Origin of the sequence: Gordonibacter pamelaeae (assembly GCF_003340385.1) — a bacterium.
GTDB classification, from domain to species: domain Bacteria; phylum Actinomycetota; class Coriobacteriia; order Coriobacteriales; family Eggerthellaceae; genus Gordonibacter; species Gordonibacter pamelaeae.
On record NZ_PPTS01000001.1, the window covers coordinates 203,481 to 219,274 of the forward strand.

At 65.1% G+C, this 15,794-nt stretch carries 17 protein-coding genes and 1 pseudogene; 14 read left to right on the top strand and 4 right to left on the bottom strand.

Translation table 11 applies throughout. The features are described 5' to 3' along the window. Positions 1-13 precede the first annotated feature (13 nt). From C1877_RS00840 to C1877_RS00850, 3 genes are all read left to right on the top strand, one after another. Positions 14-1,375: an aspartate aminotransferase family protein gene (locus tag C1877_RS00840; protein ID WP_015539156.1), complete on the top strand. Its 1,362-nt coding sequence runs from the start codon at positions 14-16 to the stop codon at positions 1,373-1,375. A gap of 271 nt (positions 1,376-1,646) precedes the next feature. After that, positions 1,647-2,927 (top strand): O-acetylhomoserine aminocarboxypropyltransferase/cysteine synthase family protein, encoded by a 1,281-nt coding sequence (locus C1877_RS00845; RefSeq protein WP_015539155.1) that lies wholly within the window; start codon positions 1,647-1,649, stop codon positions 2,925-2,927. A gap of 79 nt (positions 2,928-3,006) precedes the next feature. Next, positions 3,007-3,441 (top strand): hypothetical protein, encoded by a 435-nt coding sequence (locus C1877_RS00850; RefSeq protein WP_015539154.1) that lies wholly within the window; start codon positions 3,007-3,009, stop codon positions 3,439-3,441. A 52-nt stretch (positions 3,442-3,493) separates the two neighbouring features. On the opposite strand, the gene C1877_RS00855 is transcribed toward C1877_RS00850, so the two are convergent. Together C1877_RS00855 and C1877_RS00860 are read right to left on the bottom strand one after the other, a co-directional pair. After that, complete coding sequence (locus tag C1877_RS00855; protein WP_015539153.1) at positions 3,494-4,351, bottom strand: ZIP family metal transporter; 858 nt, start codon at positions 4,349-4,351, stop codon at positions 3,494-3,496. Between the two features lie 33 nt (positions 4,352-4,384). Next, positions 4,385-5,167: a YbjC family protein gene (locus tag C1877_RS00860; RefSeq protein WP_147274485.1), complete on the bottom strand. Its 783-nt coding sequence runs from the start codon at positions 5,165-5,167 to the stop codon at positions 4,385-4,387. Between the two features lie 338 nt (positions 5,168-5,505). On the opposite strand from C1877_RS00860, the gene C1877_RS00865 reads away from it, so the two are divergent. Beyond that, entirely contained in the window at positions 5,506-5,784 is a 279-nt protein-coding gene (locus C1877_RS00865; RefSeq protein WP_015539152.1) for a hypothetical protein, read from the top strand. 61 nt (positions 5,785-5,845) lie between these two features. On the opposite strand, the gene C1877_RS00870 is transcribed toward C1877_RS00865, so the two are convergent. Continuing rightward, positions 5,846-6,157 carry a type II toxin-antitoxin system RelE/ParE family toxin gene (locus tag C1877_RS00870; RefSeq protein WP_015539151.1) on the bottom strand — a complete coding sequence of 104 codons (312 nt, stop codon included), beginning with the start codon at positions 6,155-6,157 and terminating at the stop codon, positions 5,846-5,848. Beyond that, a complete protein-coding gene (locus C1877_RS00875; protein WP_015539150.1) occupies positions 6,154-6,438 on the bottom strand; it encodes a prevent-host-death family protein in 285 nt (94 codons plus the stop codon). The genes C1877_RS00870 and C1877_RS00875 overlap by 4 nt, the downstream gene beginning before the upstream one ends. Positions 6,439-6,910: 472 nt before the next feature. Between C1877_RS00875 and rplM the strand changes: the two genes are divergently transcribed. From rplM to C1877_RS00925, 10 genes and pseudogenes are all read left to right on the top strand, one after another. After that, positions 6,911-7,345: a 50S ribosomal protein L13 gene (gene rplM / locus C1877_RS00880; protein ID WP_041239130.1), complete on the top strand. Its 435-nt coding sequence runs from the start codon at positions 6,911-6,913 to the stop codon at positions 7,343-7,345. Positions 7,346-7,348: 3 nt separating this feature from the next. Further along, the gene (gene rpsI / locus C1877_RS00885) at positions 7,349-7,741 is read left to right on the top strand and encodes a 30S ribosomal protein S9 (RefSeq protein WP_041239129.1); all 393 of its coding nucleotides are present in this window, start codon (positions 7,349-7,351) and stop codon (positions 7,739-7,741) included. A gap of 99 nt (positions 7,742-7,840) precedes the next feature. Further along, positions 7,841-8,380, top strand: coding sequence for a GNAT family N-acetyltransferase (locus C1877_RS00890; RefSeq protein WP_015539149.1), 540 nt, complete (start codon positions 7,841-7,843; stop codon positions 8,378-8,380). Positions 8,381-8,634: 254 nt separating this feature from the next. Beyond that, positions 8,635-9,258: pseudogene (locus C1877_RS15560) on the top strand (MFS transporter); the annotation flags it as partial. A 236-nt stretch (positions 9,259-9,494) separates the two neighbouring features. Then, positions 9,495-10,076 carry an MFS transporter gene (locus C1877_RS15565; protein WP_114568104.1) on the top strand — a complete coding sequence of 194 codons (582 nt, stop codon included), beginning with the start codon at positions 9,495-9,497 and terminating at the stop codon, positions 10,074-10,076. Positions 10,077-10,593: 517 nt separating this feature from the next. Then, complete coding sequence (locus C1877_RS00905; protein ID WP_015539146.1) at positions 10,594-11,604, top strand: radical SAM protein; 1,011 nt, start codon at positions 10,594-10,596, stop codon at positions 11,602-11,604. A 102-nt stretch (positions 11,605-11,706) separates the two neighbouring features. Next, on the top strand, positions 11,707-12,636 hold the full coding sequence (locus tag C1877_RS00910) for an ABC transporter permease (protein ID WP_083809255.1): 930 nt from the start codon (positions 11,707-11,709) through the stop codon (positions 12,634-12,636). Between the two features lie 4 nt (positions 12,637-12,640). Further along, entirely contained in the window at positions 12,641-13,468 is an 828-nt protein-coding gene (locus C1877_RS00915; RefSeq protein WP_015539145.1) for an ABC transporter ATP-binding protein, read from the top strand. A gap of 57 nt (positions 13,469-13,525) precedes the next feature. Continuing rightward, positions 13,526-14,584, top strand: coding sequence for an ABC transporter substrate-binding protein (locus C1877_RS00920; protein WP_015539144.1), 1,059 nt, complete (start codon positions 13,526-13,528; stop codon positions 14,582-14,584). Positions 14,585-14,587: 3 nt separating this feature from the next. Then, positions 14,588-15,793, top strand: a complete 1,206-nt coding sequence (locus tag C1877_RS00925) for an ABC transporter permease (RefSeq protein ID WP_147274486.1) — start codon at positions 14,588-14,590, stop codon at positions 15,791-15,793. Position 15,794: the final 1 nt, after the last annotated feature.

Sequence of the window (15,794 nt, forward strand, 5' to 3'; positions counted from 1 at the left end):
GAGGGAGGCGAAGATGGCTGAGACGAGCGAAACCCCCGCCCGCACGCAGGATTACGTGGAGCGCGACCGTGCCTGCATGGGCCCCACGGCGCGCATTCCCTACTACGACCTGGTGGTGGATCACGCGCGCGGCGCGCTGCTCTACGACGTGGACGGCAACGAGTACATAGACCTCCTGGCCGCCGCGACGTCGGCCAACGTGGGCCACTCGCACCCCGCGGTGGTCGAGGCCATCTGCGGGCAGGCGCAGAAGGTCATCCAGTGCTCGCCCGCCTACTTCTACCACGCGCCCGAGGTGGAGCTGGTGGAGAAGCTGGCCGCCATCGCGCCGGGCGACACGCCGAAGAAGGTGGTGTTCGGCACGTCGGGCTCCGACGCCAACGATGCCATCATCAAATTCGCGCGCGCCTACACGGGGCGGCCCTACGTGGTGTCGTTCCAGGGCGCCTACCACGGCTCCACCTACGGCTCGATGACCCTCTCGGCGCTCAGCCTGGGGATGCGCCGCAAGATGGGGCCGATGCTGCCGGGCATCTACCATATCCCGTACCCCGACGTGCAGCGCGCAGGTGTGGGGCACTTGAGCGAGCAGGAGCAGGCGGAGTTCTTCCTGCGCCCGCTGCGGGAGATGTGCGAGACGTACCTGCCGGCCGACGAGATCGCCTGCATCGTGATGGAGCCCATCGCGGGCGACGCCGGCATCATCGTGCCGCCGCAGGCCTACGTGGACGCGCTCACCGCGTTCTGCCGCGAGAACGGCATCCTGTTCGCCGTGGACGAGATCAACCAGGGCATGGGCCGCACGGGGAAGTGGTGGGGCATCGAGCAGTTCGGCGTGGAGCCCGACCTCATGTCGGTGGGGAAGTCGTTGGCCAGCGGGCTGCCGCTGTCGGCCATCGTGGGCAAGGCGGACATCATGGACAGCTTGAGCTTCCCGGCGCACATCTTCACCACCAGCGGCAACCCGGTGTGCTGCGCGGCGGCGCTCGCCACCATCGATGTCATCGAGCGCGAGGGCCTGCTGGCGCGCGGGGCCGAGCTGGGCGCGTACGCGAAGGAGCGCTTCGAGGACATGGCCGCGCGCCACGCCATCGTGGGCGGCGTGCATGGCATCGGGCTCAACCTGGGCATCGACATCGTGGACCCCGCGACGGGCGAGAAGTGCGCGCTCGACGCGCTCAAGGTGGTGTACCGCGCGTTCGAGGAGGGCGTGGTCATCATCTGCATGGCCGAGTCGGTGCTGCGCTTCCAGCCGCCGCTCGTCATCGAGCGCGAGCAGCTGGACCGCGCGCTCGACGTGCTCGACCGCGTGATCGGCGAGGTAGAGGCCGGGCTCGTGCCCGACAGCATCGTGCCCGAGGGCAAGGGCTGGTAGAGTGCCTGCGACGCCTGGATGTTTCACGTGAAACATCCAGGCGTTTGAGAACATGCGTGCTTGTCGTTGCTTCGGCCAACACGGCTCCAGGTGCCGAAGGGTGTTCTTAGGCTAGAGTTTTTTCGCTTTCATATCATGTCTGATACCGATAGCTCAATTATCGTAATATACGATAACGAACTATCGGAAACTCGTACCTACCGCGGGGCAACGCGCTGCCTCTATAATGTTCCGGACACAGCGACCCCCCCAGATCCAACGAGGAGCATCCATGAGCGAAACCATCGGCACCACCTGCGTGCAAGGCGGCTACCGTCCCGGCGGCGGCGAGCCGCGCCAGGTTCCCATCTACCAGTCCACCACCTGGAAGTTCGACACGAGCGAGCACATGGGCCGCCTGTTCGACCTCGAGGAGTCCGGCTACTTCTACACCCGTCTCGCCAATCCCACGAACGATGCCGTGGCCGCGAAGATCGCCGAGCTGGAGGGCGGCACGGCAGCCATGCTCACGTCGTCGGGCCAGGCGGCCAACTTCTTCGCCGTGTTCAACATCGCGGGCTGCGGCGACCACGTGGTGGCCAGCTCCGCCCTCTACGGCGGCACGTACAACCTGCTGGCCAACACCATGCGCCGCATGGGCCTCGAGTGCACGTTCGTCGCGCCCGACTGCACCGACGAGGAGCTGGAAGCCGCGTTCCGCCCCAACACGAAGGCCGTGTTCGGCGAGACCATCGCGAACCCGGCGCTCGCCGTGCTCGACATCGAGCGCTTCGCCGCCGCCGCGCATGCGCACGGCGTGCCGCTCATCGTGGACAACACGTTCCCCACGCCGGTGAACTGCCGTCCCATCGAATGGGGTGCGGATATCGTCACGCATTCCACCACCAAGTACATGGACGGCCACGGCGCGAGCGTGGGCGGGGCCATCGTGGACGCCGGCCGCTTCGACTGGCTGGCGCACGCGGACCGCTTCCCCGGCCTCACGCAGCCCGACGAGAGCTATCACGGCGTGGTGTACGCCGAGCGCTTCGGGCTGGAAGGCGCGTTCATCACGAAGGCGACGGCCCAGCTCATGCGCGACTTCGGCTGCTCGCAGTCGCCGCAGAGCGCCTACCTGGTGAACCTGGGGCTGGAGAGCCTGCACCTGCGCATGGCGCAGCACAACCGAAACGGCCTCGCGCTGGCCGAGCATCTGGCCGCGCACCCGAAGGTGGCGTGGGTGCGCTACCCGGGTCTGCCGGGCGACTCCCAGCACGAGCTGGCGCAGAAGTACCTGCCCGGTGGCGCGAGCGGCGTGGTGAGCTTCGGCGTGGCCGGCGGGCGCGCGGCGGCCGAGACGTTCATGGCCAACCTCAAGCTGGCGCAGATCGCCACGCACGTGGCCGACGCGCGCACCTGCGTGCTGCACCCGGCCAACGCCACGCACCGCCAGATGAACGACGAGGAGCTGGCCGCCGCCGGCATCACGCCCGACCTCATCCGCCTCTCGTGCGGCATCGAGGCCACCGAGGACCTGATCGCGGACGTCGATCAGGCGCTCGCGGCGGTGTGAGCGGAGGGCGTGGTACGATAGCGACCAAGGAAAGCCCGCGAGAAGAGTCGTAGCGAGAACTCGATCACGGAGGTGCCCTATGAGCCGCACGAAGCTGTACGCGCGTATCGGAATCGGCGTGGGGACGGTGGCGCTTCTGGCGTGCGTGTTCTTCGTCGCTGCGGCCATAGGCGACCTCGGCCGCCTGCGCCAGGGTATCGAGAAGGGCTTCGATCTGCGCGGCGCCTACCAGCTTCCCGAAAGCCGCGGCGAGTACCTCTCGTTCCAGGTGTTCGACGAGGAGCGCACGTGGGAGGCATGGAGCGGCGGCGATGCGACGGCGGTCAGGGGCACGATCGGTGCAACCAATGATCCGAACTGCTATCTTCTGCTCGACGAGGATGGCGTCGAGGTCGGGTGGGTGCACCTTGCCTTCGCCGACCGCGATGGCGCCGGCACGCTTTACGTGCGCTATGGCGACGATGGCCTCGTGGAGATGCGCAAGGTGAGCACCGTCCCGCTTTACTTCAAGTGAGAGCCAGGGGACAGCGGCGCTTAGGCGGCGGGATGTCTCGTGCGTTCGCCGCCTAGTAGTAGATGATGAGCAGTCCCAGCAGGATGCCCACGATGACGAAGAACGTGGGCAGCTTGCTGCGGTACATGAGCACCGACTGCGGGATGATCTCGCCGAACACCACGTACAGCATGGCGCCGCTCGCGAAGCCGAGCGACAGCGACAGCCCCAACGGCCCGATGTCGCCCAGCCAGTAGCCCAGCCAGGCGCCCAGCACGGTGGGAAGGCCGCAGGCGGCCGTGGCTGCGACGGCGCGCACGCGCGACATGCCGCCGTTGATGAGCGGCACCGACACGGCCATGCCCTCGGGGATGTTGTGCAGGCCGATGAGCACGGCCATGATCATGCCGGTGCCCAACAGCAGGTTGTCCGATGCCACGAAGCTCGCGCCGATGGTCATGCCCTCGGGCACGTTGTGCAGCGCAATAGCGCAGGCCATGACGATGCCGGCCACGAACAGGGCCATCTTCGAGTCATCGCGCTTGCGGTGCTCTGCCAGGTGGTCGGCATGGATGAGCTCGTCGAGGTCGTCATGCGTCTTCGGGTGCGACTTCCTCGCCACATGGGGCACCTCGTGCCGCGTGCGCCGGTCGATGACCAGGTTCAGCCCGTACACCACGGCCACGCCCGCGATGACGGCGCCCGCCGCCACGAGCACAGCCTGGCTGGTGAACGTCTCTGCCGCCTCGACGGATTCGGTGAGCAGGTCGAAGCATACGATGGAGAGCATGATGCCGCCTGCGAACGACAGCAGCAGGCTCACGGTGCGGTTCGATTCGCTTCTGAACAGCGCGCCCACGATGCCGCCCAACCCCGTGCCGCCCGCTCCGGCAACGAGCGTGACGACGGTGATGAACACGAACGGGTCCATGATTCCCCTCTACCCCTGAAGGCGCACCGGCGGTTATGCCGCCTTCGGCAGCTCTTCCTGCGCGCCGTTCTCGCCTTCGCCTGGCTCTTGCTCGCCGGGGCCGTCGGCGTTCGCGTCGTCGCCCACCCTTACGACGTTCGCCAGCGCTGCTGCGACGGCCGCGGGGTCGGCCTTCGACAGGACGTCGGTGCCGTCTTCGACCGTGCATCCCGAGCAGCCGCGCGTGCGCTTCGCATCGAGCGCGTCCTGCACGGTGCCGGAGTAGATGGTCCCCGAGTTCTTGAGGTACTGGCAGTCGGGGTTGAAATGGTACACCTCGCCGAACGGCGTCCAGTAGGCCAGCCCGTCGTCGGAGAGCACTGCCGCGCCCGCCTCGGCCTGGTCGAGGTCCTCCTGCGTGGCCGGATGGTAGTCGATGCCGCTCGCCACGGCGGCGACGAGCGCGATGGCCGCCACGATGGTGCCCACCTTCTTCGTGCCCTTGTCCAAGTCCTTGTTCGTCAGCATCAGCAGGATGACGGGAGCGAACGCAATGGCGGCGACGATCACGCCCAGGTCGGTCTGCACCCAGTAGGCCAGCTTGTTCTCCTTGGCGGCCGGCGCGAGGTGGTTCGCGTGCTTCCACAGCTGCGAGCCTATGACCACCAGAATCAGGTCGACCACGAGGAAGATGATGAGCCACGTGGCCGGCGTCGGGCCGGGCAGGAACAACGTGCCGTTCATCACGAGCACGGCCATGACCTCGCACACGATGCCCAGCACCCACAGCACCGCGGCGCCGATGCGGAAGGGAAGCGCCGACCCGTTGCGGGCCACGTGCATCTCCTCGCGCACGGCCTGGTTGGCCTCGGCGCCCGAGCCGCCTTGGTGCGGGTGCGCGATGGCCTTGCCGGTCTTGGCGTCGACGAACGTGCGCTCCTTCGGCTCCTTCTTGGCGGGATGCTCCGCCGCAGGTGTGCTCTTCGCGGTTTCCGCTTTTTCGGTACCTTCCCGGTCGTGCTTCCTCGTTGTTATAGATCCCCGTTTCCTTGTGTTTCAAGAGATGGTTGAACTGGGCCTTTGCCCGTATCCTTGCGTGCACCCCATTATAATTCCCACAGCGAGAGGGCAGGTTTTCCCCGTGGGGGTGCAAGCATTAGTTGAAAGAGGAAGCCATGGGCATGGACGTGCAGCAGATCGTGGGGCAACTGGTGAAATCGGCCGCAGAAGACCCGGACAGCCTCAAGCAGCTCGGCGTGGACCCGGCCGCCGCCATCAAGGGCGCCACGGGCCTCGATCTGAGCGACGAGGAGGTAACCGACGTGGTGAAGGCCGTCGAGCCGCTGCTGGAAGGCAAGGAGCTCAACCTGGACGCCGTCATGAAGGCCGCCGGCGACTTCCTCGGCGACGCCGATATCCTCGGCAAGCTAGGCGGCTTGTTCGGCGGGAAGTAGGGACTTGCCGCGGCCTGCTGTGCCGCAGCGCAGCGACGATGCCGCAGCTCAACAGGGCGGTTCAATTACCGAAGTGGATGCGGTTGAAGTCCGACTTAGCGTATACCACGCGTTCCTGCACAGTTCCGCTCTCTTCGTCTATCCAATAGAATACGACGTACTTCCCCGCGGGACAAAGGCGCCGAAGCGCGTCGGTGAAACCGTATGCCCGTTCCGCAAAACGCTCGGGAAGGGTTGACAGCTCGTAGACGATGTCGTCGATGATGTGATCGGCGCGCAAGCAAGCTTCGTCGACCGATTCGGCGTAGCGCATTTCGTAGAAGGAAATGTTGGCGAGGTCCTCGAGAGCGCTATTCTCAAAGCACCACTTCATAGGTCATGGTCGGCCACTTTCTCTGCAACGCGCTTGCGGATCTCCGTCTTGGCCTCCTCCGGCGTGTACGTGCGGGGGTGGCGCTTGTTGTGCTCGATGGCCTCGTCGATCATGAGGCCCACGTACTGGTCGTAGTCGAACGTGGCCGCGTCGATAACCACGAGCGACGCGCGGCCGTTCTTCGTGAGGTAGATGGGCTGGCCGGTCTCTTTTGCCAGCGCCTCGATGCCATTGTAGTCGCGGCGGATGTCGGTGGAAGAGCGGATGATCGGTGCTGCCATGCTGGTCTCCTAACGCGCGGATGCTCGAATAAGCATATTATAATATGATTTAAAGCAAAGAAAATATAACGTTTTATAAAACAATCAGCACGCAATGAAACAAGACGAACGTGAAGTTCGACCGAAAAACTTTTGAATCTTTCTGCAGATCGCGACGAATGCGGAGGTTTTCCGTTGACTTCGCGAAGGGCTCCGGCATACAATGCAAAGGTTCGCTTTCAAAAGCCCCGTGCATGCAGCGAAAACGGAGACGCAGACAAAGGAGTCCAGGCCCGAGTCGCGTGTCGGCGTAGGAACCCGACGGTCCGTCCCACCTGCACTTTTGAAAACCGACGTGCCGCTTCCGCACTGCGGACGACCACCGGAAAGGCCCGGCCTCGAAGGGAATCGCCCGGACGCGTGGAGAGCGGCGAACCCGGCGGGCGCGTTTGCGCGCGCACGGCGGAATGAAGGATTATTTGGAGGAAGCTAAGTGAAGACGTATTACGCGAAGCCCCAAGAAGTTGAGCGCGAATGGGTCTTGATCGACGCCACGGACCAGGTTCTGGGCCGCGTCGCCGTGAAGGCCGCGCACATCCTCAAGGGCAAGCACAAGCCGCAGTACACCCCGCATGTCGACACCGGCGACTTCGTTGTCATCATCAACGCGGACAAGATCCGCGTGACGGGCAACAAGGCCGAGGACAAGCGCTACTACCGCCACAGCGGTTTCCCGGGCGGCTTGAAGTCCGAGACCTTCAACGAGGCCATGGCCAAGCATCCCGAGCGCGTGATCGAGCATGCCGTGAAGGGCATGCTGCCGAAGAACACGCTGGGTCGCGCCATGGGCAAGAAGCTCAAGGTCTACACCGGTGCGGAGCATCCGCACATGGCTCAGCAGCCCCGCGAGATCAAGATGGAGGGTTAAACAATGGCAGGTGAAGCTTTGTACTACGGCACCGGCCGTCGTAAGAACGCCGTCGCTCGCGTGCGTCTCGTTCCCGGCACCGGCAAGGTTACCATCAACGGCCGCGAGGCCCTGCAGTACTTCGGCCGCGAGGCGCTGGTGAACTACGCGCTCACGCCGTTCAAGGTGACGGACACGATGGATCACTTCGACGTCATCGCCCGCATCGACGGCGGCGGCATCTCGGGCCAGTCCGGCGCCCTGCGCCACGGCATCGCCCGCGCCCTGCTTGCGGCCGGCGACTACCGCGCCGAGCTCAAGAAGGCCGGCTACCTCACGCGCGACGCCCGTATGGTGGAGCGCAAGAAGTACGGCCTGAAGAAGGCCCGCAAGCGCCCGCAGTTCAGCAAGCGCTAGGATCGCGCTGTCGAGCAGCACGTTTTCTGCAAGCCCGCTTCCCTTCGCTGGGAGGCGGGCTTTTTTACCTCACGGGGGCACGACGGAGAAGGATCGCGCATGGCAACGGTTCGAAAGGCGAGGGCCGACGAGGTCGGCCAGGTGCTGGATTTCTACACGCGCATGATCGACGCGATGCGCGGCACGGAGTTCGACGTGTGCTGGGAGCATGACGTGCATCCGACGCAGGCGTTCCTGCGCGCTTCGACCGAGGCGGGCGAGGTGCTGGCAGTCGTGGCGCCCGAGGGCGGGGCCGCCGGGTCGTGCTTCGCCGCCGCCCTGGTGCTGAACGCCGAGGCCGATCCCGGCTACGGCCAGGCGCGTTGGCAGGTGGATGCCGCGCCCGACGAGGTGCTGGTGGTTCACGTGTTGGCCACGCTGCCGGAGTTCCACGGGTGCGGCTTCGCGCGCCAGCTCTTGGAGGGCGCCATCGCGGCAGCACGCGAGGCGGGGGCGAGGGCGCTGCGGCTGGACACCTTCACCGACAACGTGCGCGCCCAGCGGCTCTACGAGTCGTGCGGCTTCGCGAACTGCGGCGTCTACGAGGACTTCTATCCCCACCTCGGCCGTGCCGGCGTGCTGTACGAGTTCGCGCTGTAGCGGCGGGCGCCTTCGAGCCGACGGGAGCCTCCGCCGTTTGCCTCGCCTTCGGTCAAAGCGCCCTGCGTAGCCGAATCCACGAACTTCACACTTACGAACGGGCCTCCCCATCTGCTAGGATGGGGAGCGATACGAACGTCTGCGCCTGTCTCTTTCGGAAAATTTTCCTCACACCTCGCGAAAACCAGCCATCCTCGGCCGCCTGCGGCCCTGCCTTCGCGCGCCGAGCCTTCCAGAAAGGGGTATGCAGCTTCATGTCGAACACACCTATCCGCCACGCCGGAGCCGTCCTGTTCGCGGTCGCGTTCGCCACGCTCCTTGCCACGTTCAACGAGACGTTCCTCAACGTGGCCCTCACGCCCATCATGGACGACCTGGCGGTGGGCGCCGGCACCGTGCAGTGGGTCACGACCGCCTACATGCTGGCCGCCGCCATCATGGTGCCCGTGACCGGGTTCCTCTACCGCAGCGTTCCCACGAAGCGCCTGACGATGGTCGCGCTTGCGCTGCTGCTTGCCGGAACCCTGATCGGGCTCGTGGCGGGAAGCTTCGCCGCGCTGCTCGCGGGGCGCGTGGTGCAGGCGCTCGGCACGGGCATGATCGTGCCCATCGGCATGAACCTGACGCTGGCCGTGGCGCCGAAGGGCAAGCCGGGCACGTACATGGGCGTGGTGAGCGCCATGACCACGCTCGGCCCGGCGTTCGGCCCGATTGTCGCAGGGCTCGTGCTGTCGGTGGGCGACTGGCACCAGCTGTTCGCAGTGTTCGCCGTCATGGTGCTGGCTGCGGCAGTGCTGTCGGCCGCCGTGGTGCCGAATGCGGCCGAGCTGACGAGTCCGCGGCTCGACGTGGCTTCCACCTGCCTGATCAGCCTTGCGCTCGTCGGCCTGCTATACGGCCTGTCCACGGTGTTCTCGGGCGGCTTCGCGATGGCGGCGGTCGCGCTTGCCGTGGGCGTGGGCTGCCTGGTTGCGTTCGTCGTGCGCCAGGGCCGCGTGGCCGAGCCGCTCGTCGACCTGCGTCCGTTCTCGAGCCGCGCGTTCGTCATGGGCCTGGCGGTGATCGTGATCGCGCTCATGACGGTGTTCTCCATGACATCATCCTGCCGTTGTTCATGCAGGGCTCGCTCGGGTTCTCGGCGTTCGACGCCGCGCTCACGTTGCTGCCGGCGTGCGTGCTGTCGTGCGTGCTGGCGCCGCTGGCGGGCAAGGTGTACGACCGTGCGGGATTGCGCGTCATGCTCCCGGTGGGCCTGGGCCTCATGGCCGTGTTCGCGTTCGCGTTGTCGCGCTGCACGGAGCAGGCTACGTCTCCCGTCATCGTGCTGTGCTACGCGCCCGTCATCGTGGGCTGTGCGCTTTCCATGGGCCCGGCCCAGAGCTATGCGCTGTCCAGCCTGAAGCCGCAGCTGTACCCGCACGGCGTGACCATCGTGTCCACGTCGTTCCAGATTGCGGGATGCGTGGGATCGTCCCTGTTCGTAGGCGTACTGTCCAGCGTTCAGGCCGCGCAGCTCGCGGGCGGCGCGGCGGACAGGCTCGCCACGGCCGCGGGCTTCCAGGCCGCCTGCCTCGTGGCCATGGCCGTCGCGGTGGCGGGCTTCGCGCTGTCGCTCGCGCTCGGGCGCCTCGAGAAGCGCCGCGTTGTCCAGCAGGCTGCCGCACCGACGGCCGCGCCCGCGGCGTCCGAGGCGTAGCGGCTCGTTGGCACTACTCCGCTGCCGCGCAATCCAGGGAGGCGTCTGCTGCCAAGTAGGCGCGTAAGAAGCGGAGAAACGGAAAGGACCCGACGCTGCGCAAGCTGCGCCGGGTCCTCTCGACAAGGAGGGAGGTTGGCTCGACAGGAGGGGTCGGCGAGCCTGCGTCTTCAAACTGCAGAGCCTCTCTTAGGGGGAGAGATCGAAGGCTCTGCAGTCGTGCTTCAGACAATATCTATTGTAAGACATAGTCTAGTACTAGTACATACCCATCTCAATCTCCACTGTTCGATCATAAGCGCAGACGGGGCTTGCTCGCTGCGCAGCCATCTCTCTCGCCTCCTCCTCAGGCTCCCACACTCTTGGATAGCCTAAATCTATTAGTAGATATTGTCTAATACTAATATATGTCTTACAATTGCGTAACGCTTATATAAACCGCAAACAGGGATTTGCGCTAGTCGGCGGGCGGCGCGAGGGGCGCCGGACTATCCGCCGCAGGCAAGAGGAGGCAGTCATGCAGGTGTTCGACCAGGAGATCTACGACATCGTCGAGAAGGGCCTCGAGGGCAACGGCCTGTCCGCCGAGAACGTGCTCGCGCTCTACGAGGTGGAGGAGACCAGCAAGGAGGCGGCCTATATCCGCTGGGCTGGCCAGGAGCTCTCGATGATCGCCGCCGACGGCGTGGCCGAGATCCACGCGCAGATCGGCCTCAACTCCACTGTGTGCCCGAAGAACTGCAAGTTCTGCTCGTTCGCTGCCTGCAACAACGTGCGCAAGGGCAAGTACGAGCTGCCGAAGGAGGACGTGCTGGAGTACGCGAAGCTCTACGTTGAGGAGGGCGCGAACCTCATCCTCATGCTCACCACGGCCAGCTACAGCTTCGACAAGCTGGTGGACATGGTGGGCAGCGTGCGCGAGGTCATCCCGGCCGACATGCCGCTGCTCGTGAACACTGACGACATGCAGCTCGACCAATGCCGCCAGCTCAAGGCCGCCGGCGCGAACGGCGCTTACCATGCCGTGCGCATGCGCGAGGGAGAGGATACCGAGATCCCTGTGGAGAAGCGCTTCGAGACGTTCGCCAATCTGCGCGAGGCCGGTCTCACGCTGTCCACCTGCGTAGAGCCGGTGGGCCCGGAGCACACGCCCGAGGAGCTCACCGAGGCCACCATGCGCTGCATCTCCACGAACCCGCTTTCGGCCGGCGTGGGCAAGCGCATCGGCGTGCCCGGCACGCTCGTGTACGACCGCGGCATGCTCACCGACGTGGCCAACGCGAACATGGTGGCCGTCTACCGCCTGGCCACGGGCCGCGACCTGCGTCTGAACTGCTCGGCGAACACGGTTATGACCGCTGCCTCCGGCGCGAACCTCGCCTGGGCCGAGGTGGGTACGAACCCGCGCGACACCGTGGAGCGCACCGAGCACGGCGGTCGCGGCAGCAACATCGCCCAGCTGCGCAAGATGTTCGCCGCCTCCGGCTGGCAGGTCCTCGACGGCCCCTCGAAGGGCTGGATGCGCTAAGTGTCCGCCGCCCTTGAACAGAGTTTCCATGAGCGGCAGCGGACGGCACCTACCCGCAAGACGGTGGAACGCCGCCTGGCAACAGGCCGTGAGTTCGTGAAGATGCTGCTGCCTGTTGGTGCCATCTGCATCGCCTACGGAGTGACGGGCACGTTGCCGAACGTGTACCCGGCCGACTACGTAGAGGGGTACTACCCGTTGTTCCTTCTGGTTATGCTGGGTGTCTACCTTGCGGTCATGGCGACGGCCTGTTTCGTTCCCAAATTACGGCGTTACGCGGTGCATTACGCATACCTTGTAGCAGCCGTGTTCTTGCTGGTGGAGTTACTGGACGTACTCACCCTCAAGACCGGCTATCTGCTGCTGCCGTTCGCCCCCAGCCCCGATCGCATCCTCGAAGCGGTGCCGAAGAACATTGAGGCGTACGCGACGAATCTGACGGCTTCGATGATGCTGCTAGCCGAAGGGGTGGTCATCGGCTTGGTCACGGGGTTCGCCACCGGGTTGCTTATGGGCTGGTCGAAGATCGCGAACTATTGGTTCGCACCGTTGCTGAAGGTGATCGGCCCCGTGCCCTCGGCGGCGTGGCTGCCCATCGCCGTGGTGCTCATGCCCTCGGCGCACTTGGCGGGCGTGTTCCTCATCTCGGTGGCCATCTGGTTTCCCTTATCGCTCATGCTCTCGTCGGCAATCCGCTCCACCGACAAGCGAAAGATCGAGGCCGCCCGCGTCATGGGTGCGAGCGAGCCGTACATCCTGTTCCACGTGGCGCTGCCCGCCGCGGTGCCCGATATCTTCACGGCGCTGTTCATGGGCTTGTCGTCGAGCTTCGGCGCGCTCATCATCTCCGAGCAGCTGGGCGTGAAGGCCGGCTTGGGATGGTACATCAACTGGGCCACCCAATGGGGCGAGTATTACAAGGTGTTCGCATCCGTGGGCATCTTCATCATCATATTCTACCTTCTCATCAACGTGCTGTTCAAAGTGCGCGATCGCGTGATGACCTGGCAGAAGTCTGTGGTGAGATGGTGAGGGCATGAGAAAGGGAAAGCACATCGACCCGCGGCCCGAGCTGCCGTTGTTCGCCTCGTCGGGTTCGCACGAGCTGGTGGCCGAAGGGGTGACGCAGACGTTCCTGGACGAGGGCGGCAACGAGGTGTGGGCGCTCGATGACTTCTCGCTCACGGTTTCGGGACCAGAGATCGTGGGCATCATCGGCCCCTCGGGCTGCGGGAAGTCGACCTTCCTTCGCTTGGTGGTGGGGCTGGACGAACCGTTGGCCGGCAGCATCTCGTTCGATAGTGAAAACATAGCCGGCCCTTCGGCATCGCGCTCGATGGTGTTTCAGAACGCGAACCTTTTCGAGTGGCTCACCGTGGAGGAGAACATCGCATTCGGTCTGCGGGCCACGCGCACCTATGACGAGTGCAAGTACAAGATCCCACGTCTGGTGAGGATGATGGGCCTGGACGGGTTCGAGCGGTCGTATCCGCCCCAGATATCCGGCGGCATGACGAGCCGGTGCGCGCTGGCGCGGTCGTTCGTGCAGAACCCTGCGCTCATCTGCTTCGACGAGCCTCTTTCAGCGCTCGACGCCTTCACTCGCGCCGCGCTGCAGGACGAGATACTGGCCATGCAGGCCATCGCGCATACATCCATGATCCTCGTGACGCACGACATCGAGGAGGCCGTGTACCTGTGCGACCGCGTGGTCGTTATGACGCCGCGGCCGGGGCGGCTGCAGGGGGAGCTGGTCATCGACCTGCCGCATCCCCGCGACCGCGTGTCCCCGGAATTCGTGGAAAAGCGACGCCAGCTGCTCGCGATGCTCGACGGTTCCACCTCGGCCCCGCCAGGCGCTTGAGAAAGCTTCAGGCCATTGAGATGGCGTACCTAGATAGAGCAAAGGAAGGGAAGCGATATGAGCTTGACCAGAAGGAACTTCGTGAAGCTGAGCGGCGTGGCCGCCGGAACCGCCGCGCTCGGCGGCCTGCTCTCCGGCTGCGGCCAAGTGACGAGCGCGGGCGACGGGGCAAAAGAAGGAAAGGGCAGCGCCAAGCCCGACAACCATGTGGTCTTGGGCTATTGGGGCGGCACGTGCGAGGCTCCCATCTACATCGGCATCGAGAAGGGCTACTTCAAGGAAGCTGGCCTGGAGCCGGAGGCGCTGCTCATCACGTCTGATGTGACGGCCCTCATGGCCAACGACGAGCTGGATTGCTTCGAGCTGACCCCGGACAAGTTCAAGCCCATGGAGCAGGGGCTGGAGCTGGCTATCATCGACTCGCTGCACAAAGGCTGCATCCAAGGCGCAGCCTCGCCGGAATCGGGCATCAAGACGGTGGAGGATCTGGAAGGGAAGAAGGTCGCCGCCGCCATGGGCTCCATCCCGCAGATCCAGATAGCCTCGCAGATGGTGCTGGCTGGCAAGGATCCCAGCAAGGTGGAGTGGCTCACGTACCCGTCTGCGCAGATGGAGGCCGCTATGAACGCAGGCGAGGTAGACGCGTTCGCCCAGTACGACCCATGGGCCGACATCGCGGTGTCAAACGGCGCCACGAAGTTCTTCTCCGACACGTTCGACGAGGGCCTGAAGGACTATCTGTGCTGCTTCGTGGGCATGTCCACGAAGACGCTCAATGCCCGTCCCGAGATCGGCCCCATGTTGTCCGAGGGCTTCGCGAAGGCAGCCGAGTTCCTCGCGAACAATCCGGAAGAGGCGGCCGACATCATCGTCAAGGGCGGCTATGTGCCCGTGAACACCGATGCCGGCTTCACGCGCGACATCATGTTGGAGGAGATCAAGGCCTACACATGGAGCTCGGGCGACCGCAAGCTCATCGACGATAGCTTCCACGAGATATGGATGCAGATAAACCGCGCCGGTGCCATGGAGGATGCGCCGACCGATCCGGAAGAGCTGAACAGGTACATCGACGAGACGCTGTACAACAAAATGGTGAAGTACCAAGGGAAATAGCACGTGAGAAGGCTCATTGCACACAGTTTGAAGATGCGCAAGGTGCTCACTGCGTCCGTCGTGCTGGCGGTTGCGGTGAGCGTCATGGCGCTGTTCGCGCTCGGGCTCACGTACGGCGGCGTGCAACAGGGCGTGAGGGCTTCTGCCGAACGCGGGGGTGCGCAGATCATGGTGGTTCCCCGCGATGCCGCGGCCGATGTGTCCGACACGGCGCTGCTGTTCACGGGCGCGCCTGCACCCGTATACTTTCCGGTCTCGACGGCGGAGGCCATCGGAGAGGTGGAAGGCGTGGGCCGTGCTACCACCCAGTTCTTCAGCCAGACGCTCAACGAGAGCTGTTGCTCCACGGCAGGTGCGACGCGCCTTATCGGCGTGGACTTCGCCAGGGATTGGACGGTGCAGCCGTTCTCGGGACGCGACCTCTCGGTTGGGTTGGCCGACGACGAGGTTATCCTGGGCGCGGATGTGGGCGGCGACGTGGGGGATCGGCTCTCGCTGCTGGGGCGCACGTTCACCATCGTAGAGAAGCTCGAGCCGAGCGGGGCCGATCTCGACGATTCCCTGCTCCTCGCCATCGACACGGCGCGCTCTCTTTCAGAGGAGAACCTGGGATTGTCCTATCTGTGGGATAAGTACGGGGCCCCGGGCGACCTCGTATCGTGCGTGTTGGCAGACCTGGACGGCACTGCCGACGCGAGTGTTGTGCTCAACCGCATCAACGCGTTGGACGGCGTGTACGCCTTCCAACGGTCTGAGGTGGTCGAGGCGTCGCAGAAGCAGTTGGAGACGGTGTTCCTTATCCTGCTGGGCGCGGGCGTGCTCATGCTGGCTTCCACCTTGGTGCAGCTGTTCGCACGCTTCTACTCGTGTGTGTGGGAGCGCAAGAGCGAGCTGGCGCTGTACCGCGCCATGGGGGCGAGCAAGGGGCAGTTGCGCGCGCTCATTGGGGGAGAGGTCGCTGCCATCGTGGGTGCGGGGCTGGTATCGGGGCTTGCGTGCGGCGCCGGGCTGTACGTCGTGCTGATGGATTTGCTGCAGGACGGCTCGGCCTTCCCGTTCATCTCGCCGGACCCAGGCGAAACCGGGGCGCTTGCTGCAGTGCTTGCGGCGGCGTTTGCGCTGCTGGCCTTGGCGGCCATCGCGGCGCCGCTTGCGCAGATCGGCCGGCTTGATCCGTCGCTCGCCATGCAGCAGGGGGATATCGATTAAC

Excerpts from the sequence above, each read along its gene's own strand:
- C1877_RS00840 (WP_015539156.1), top strand. The coding sequence starts at position 14 with ATGGCTGAGACGAGCGAAACCCCCGCCCGCACGCAGGATTACGTGGAG.
- C1877_RS00845 (WP_015539155.1), top strand. The coding sequence starts at position 1,647 with ATGAGCGAAACCATCGGCACCACCTGCGTGCAAGGCGGCTACCGTCCC.
- C1877_RS00850 (WP_015539154.1), top strand. The coding sequence starts at position 3,007 with ATGAGCCGCACGAAGCTGTACGCGCGTATCGGAATCGGCGTGGGGACG.
- C1877_RS00855 (WP_015539153.1), bottom strand. The coding sequence starts at position 4,351 with ATGGACCCGTTCGTGTTCATCACCGTCGTCACGCTCGTTGCCGGAGCG.
- C1877_RS00865 (WP_015539152.1), top strand. The coding sequence starts at position 5,506 with ATGGGCATGGACGTGCAGCAGATCGTGGGGCAACTGGTGAAATCGGCC.
- C1877_RS00870 (WP_015539151.1), bottom strand. The coding sequence starts at position 6,157 with ATGAAGTGGTGCTTTGAGAATAGCGCTCTCGAGGACCTCGCCAACATT.
- C1877_RS00875 (WP_015539150.1), bottom strand. The coding sequence starts at position 6,438 with ATGGCAGCACCGATCATCCGCTCTTCCACCGACATCCGCCGCGACTAC.
- rpsI (WP_041239129.1), top strand. The coding sequence starts at position 7,349 with ATGGCAGGTGAAGCTTTGTACTACGGCACCGGCCGTCGTAAGAACGCC.
- C1877_RS00890 (WP_015539149.1), top strand. The coding sequence starts at position 7,841 with ATGGCAACGGTTCGAAAGGCGAGGGCCGACGAGGTCGGCCAGGTGCTG.
- C1877_RS15565 (WP_114568104.1), top strand. The coding sequence starts at position 9,495 with ATGCAGGGCTCGCTCGGGTTCTCGGCGTTCGACGCCGCGCTCACGTTG.
- C1877_RS00905 (WP_015539146.1), top strand. The coding sequence starts at position 10,594 with ATGCAGGTGTTCGACCAGGAGATCTACGACATCGTCGAGAAGGGCCTC.
- C1877_RS00910 (WP_083809255.1), top strand. The coding sequence starts at position 11,707 with ATGCTGCTGCCTGTTGGTGCCATCTGCATCGCCTACGGAGTGACGGGC.
- C1877_RS00915 (WP_015539145.1), top strand. The coding sequence starts at position 12,641 with ATGAGAAAGGGAAAGCACATCGACCCGCGGCCCGAGCTGCCGTTGTTC.
- C1877_RS00920 (WP_015539144.1), top strand. The coding sequence starts at position 13,526 with ATGAGCTTGACCAGAAGGAACTTCGTGAAGCTGAGCGGCGTGGCCGCC.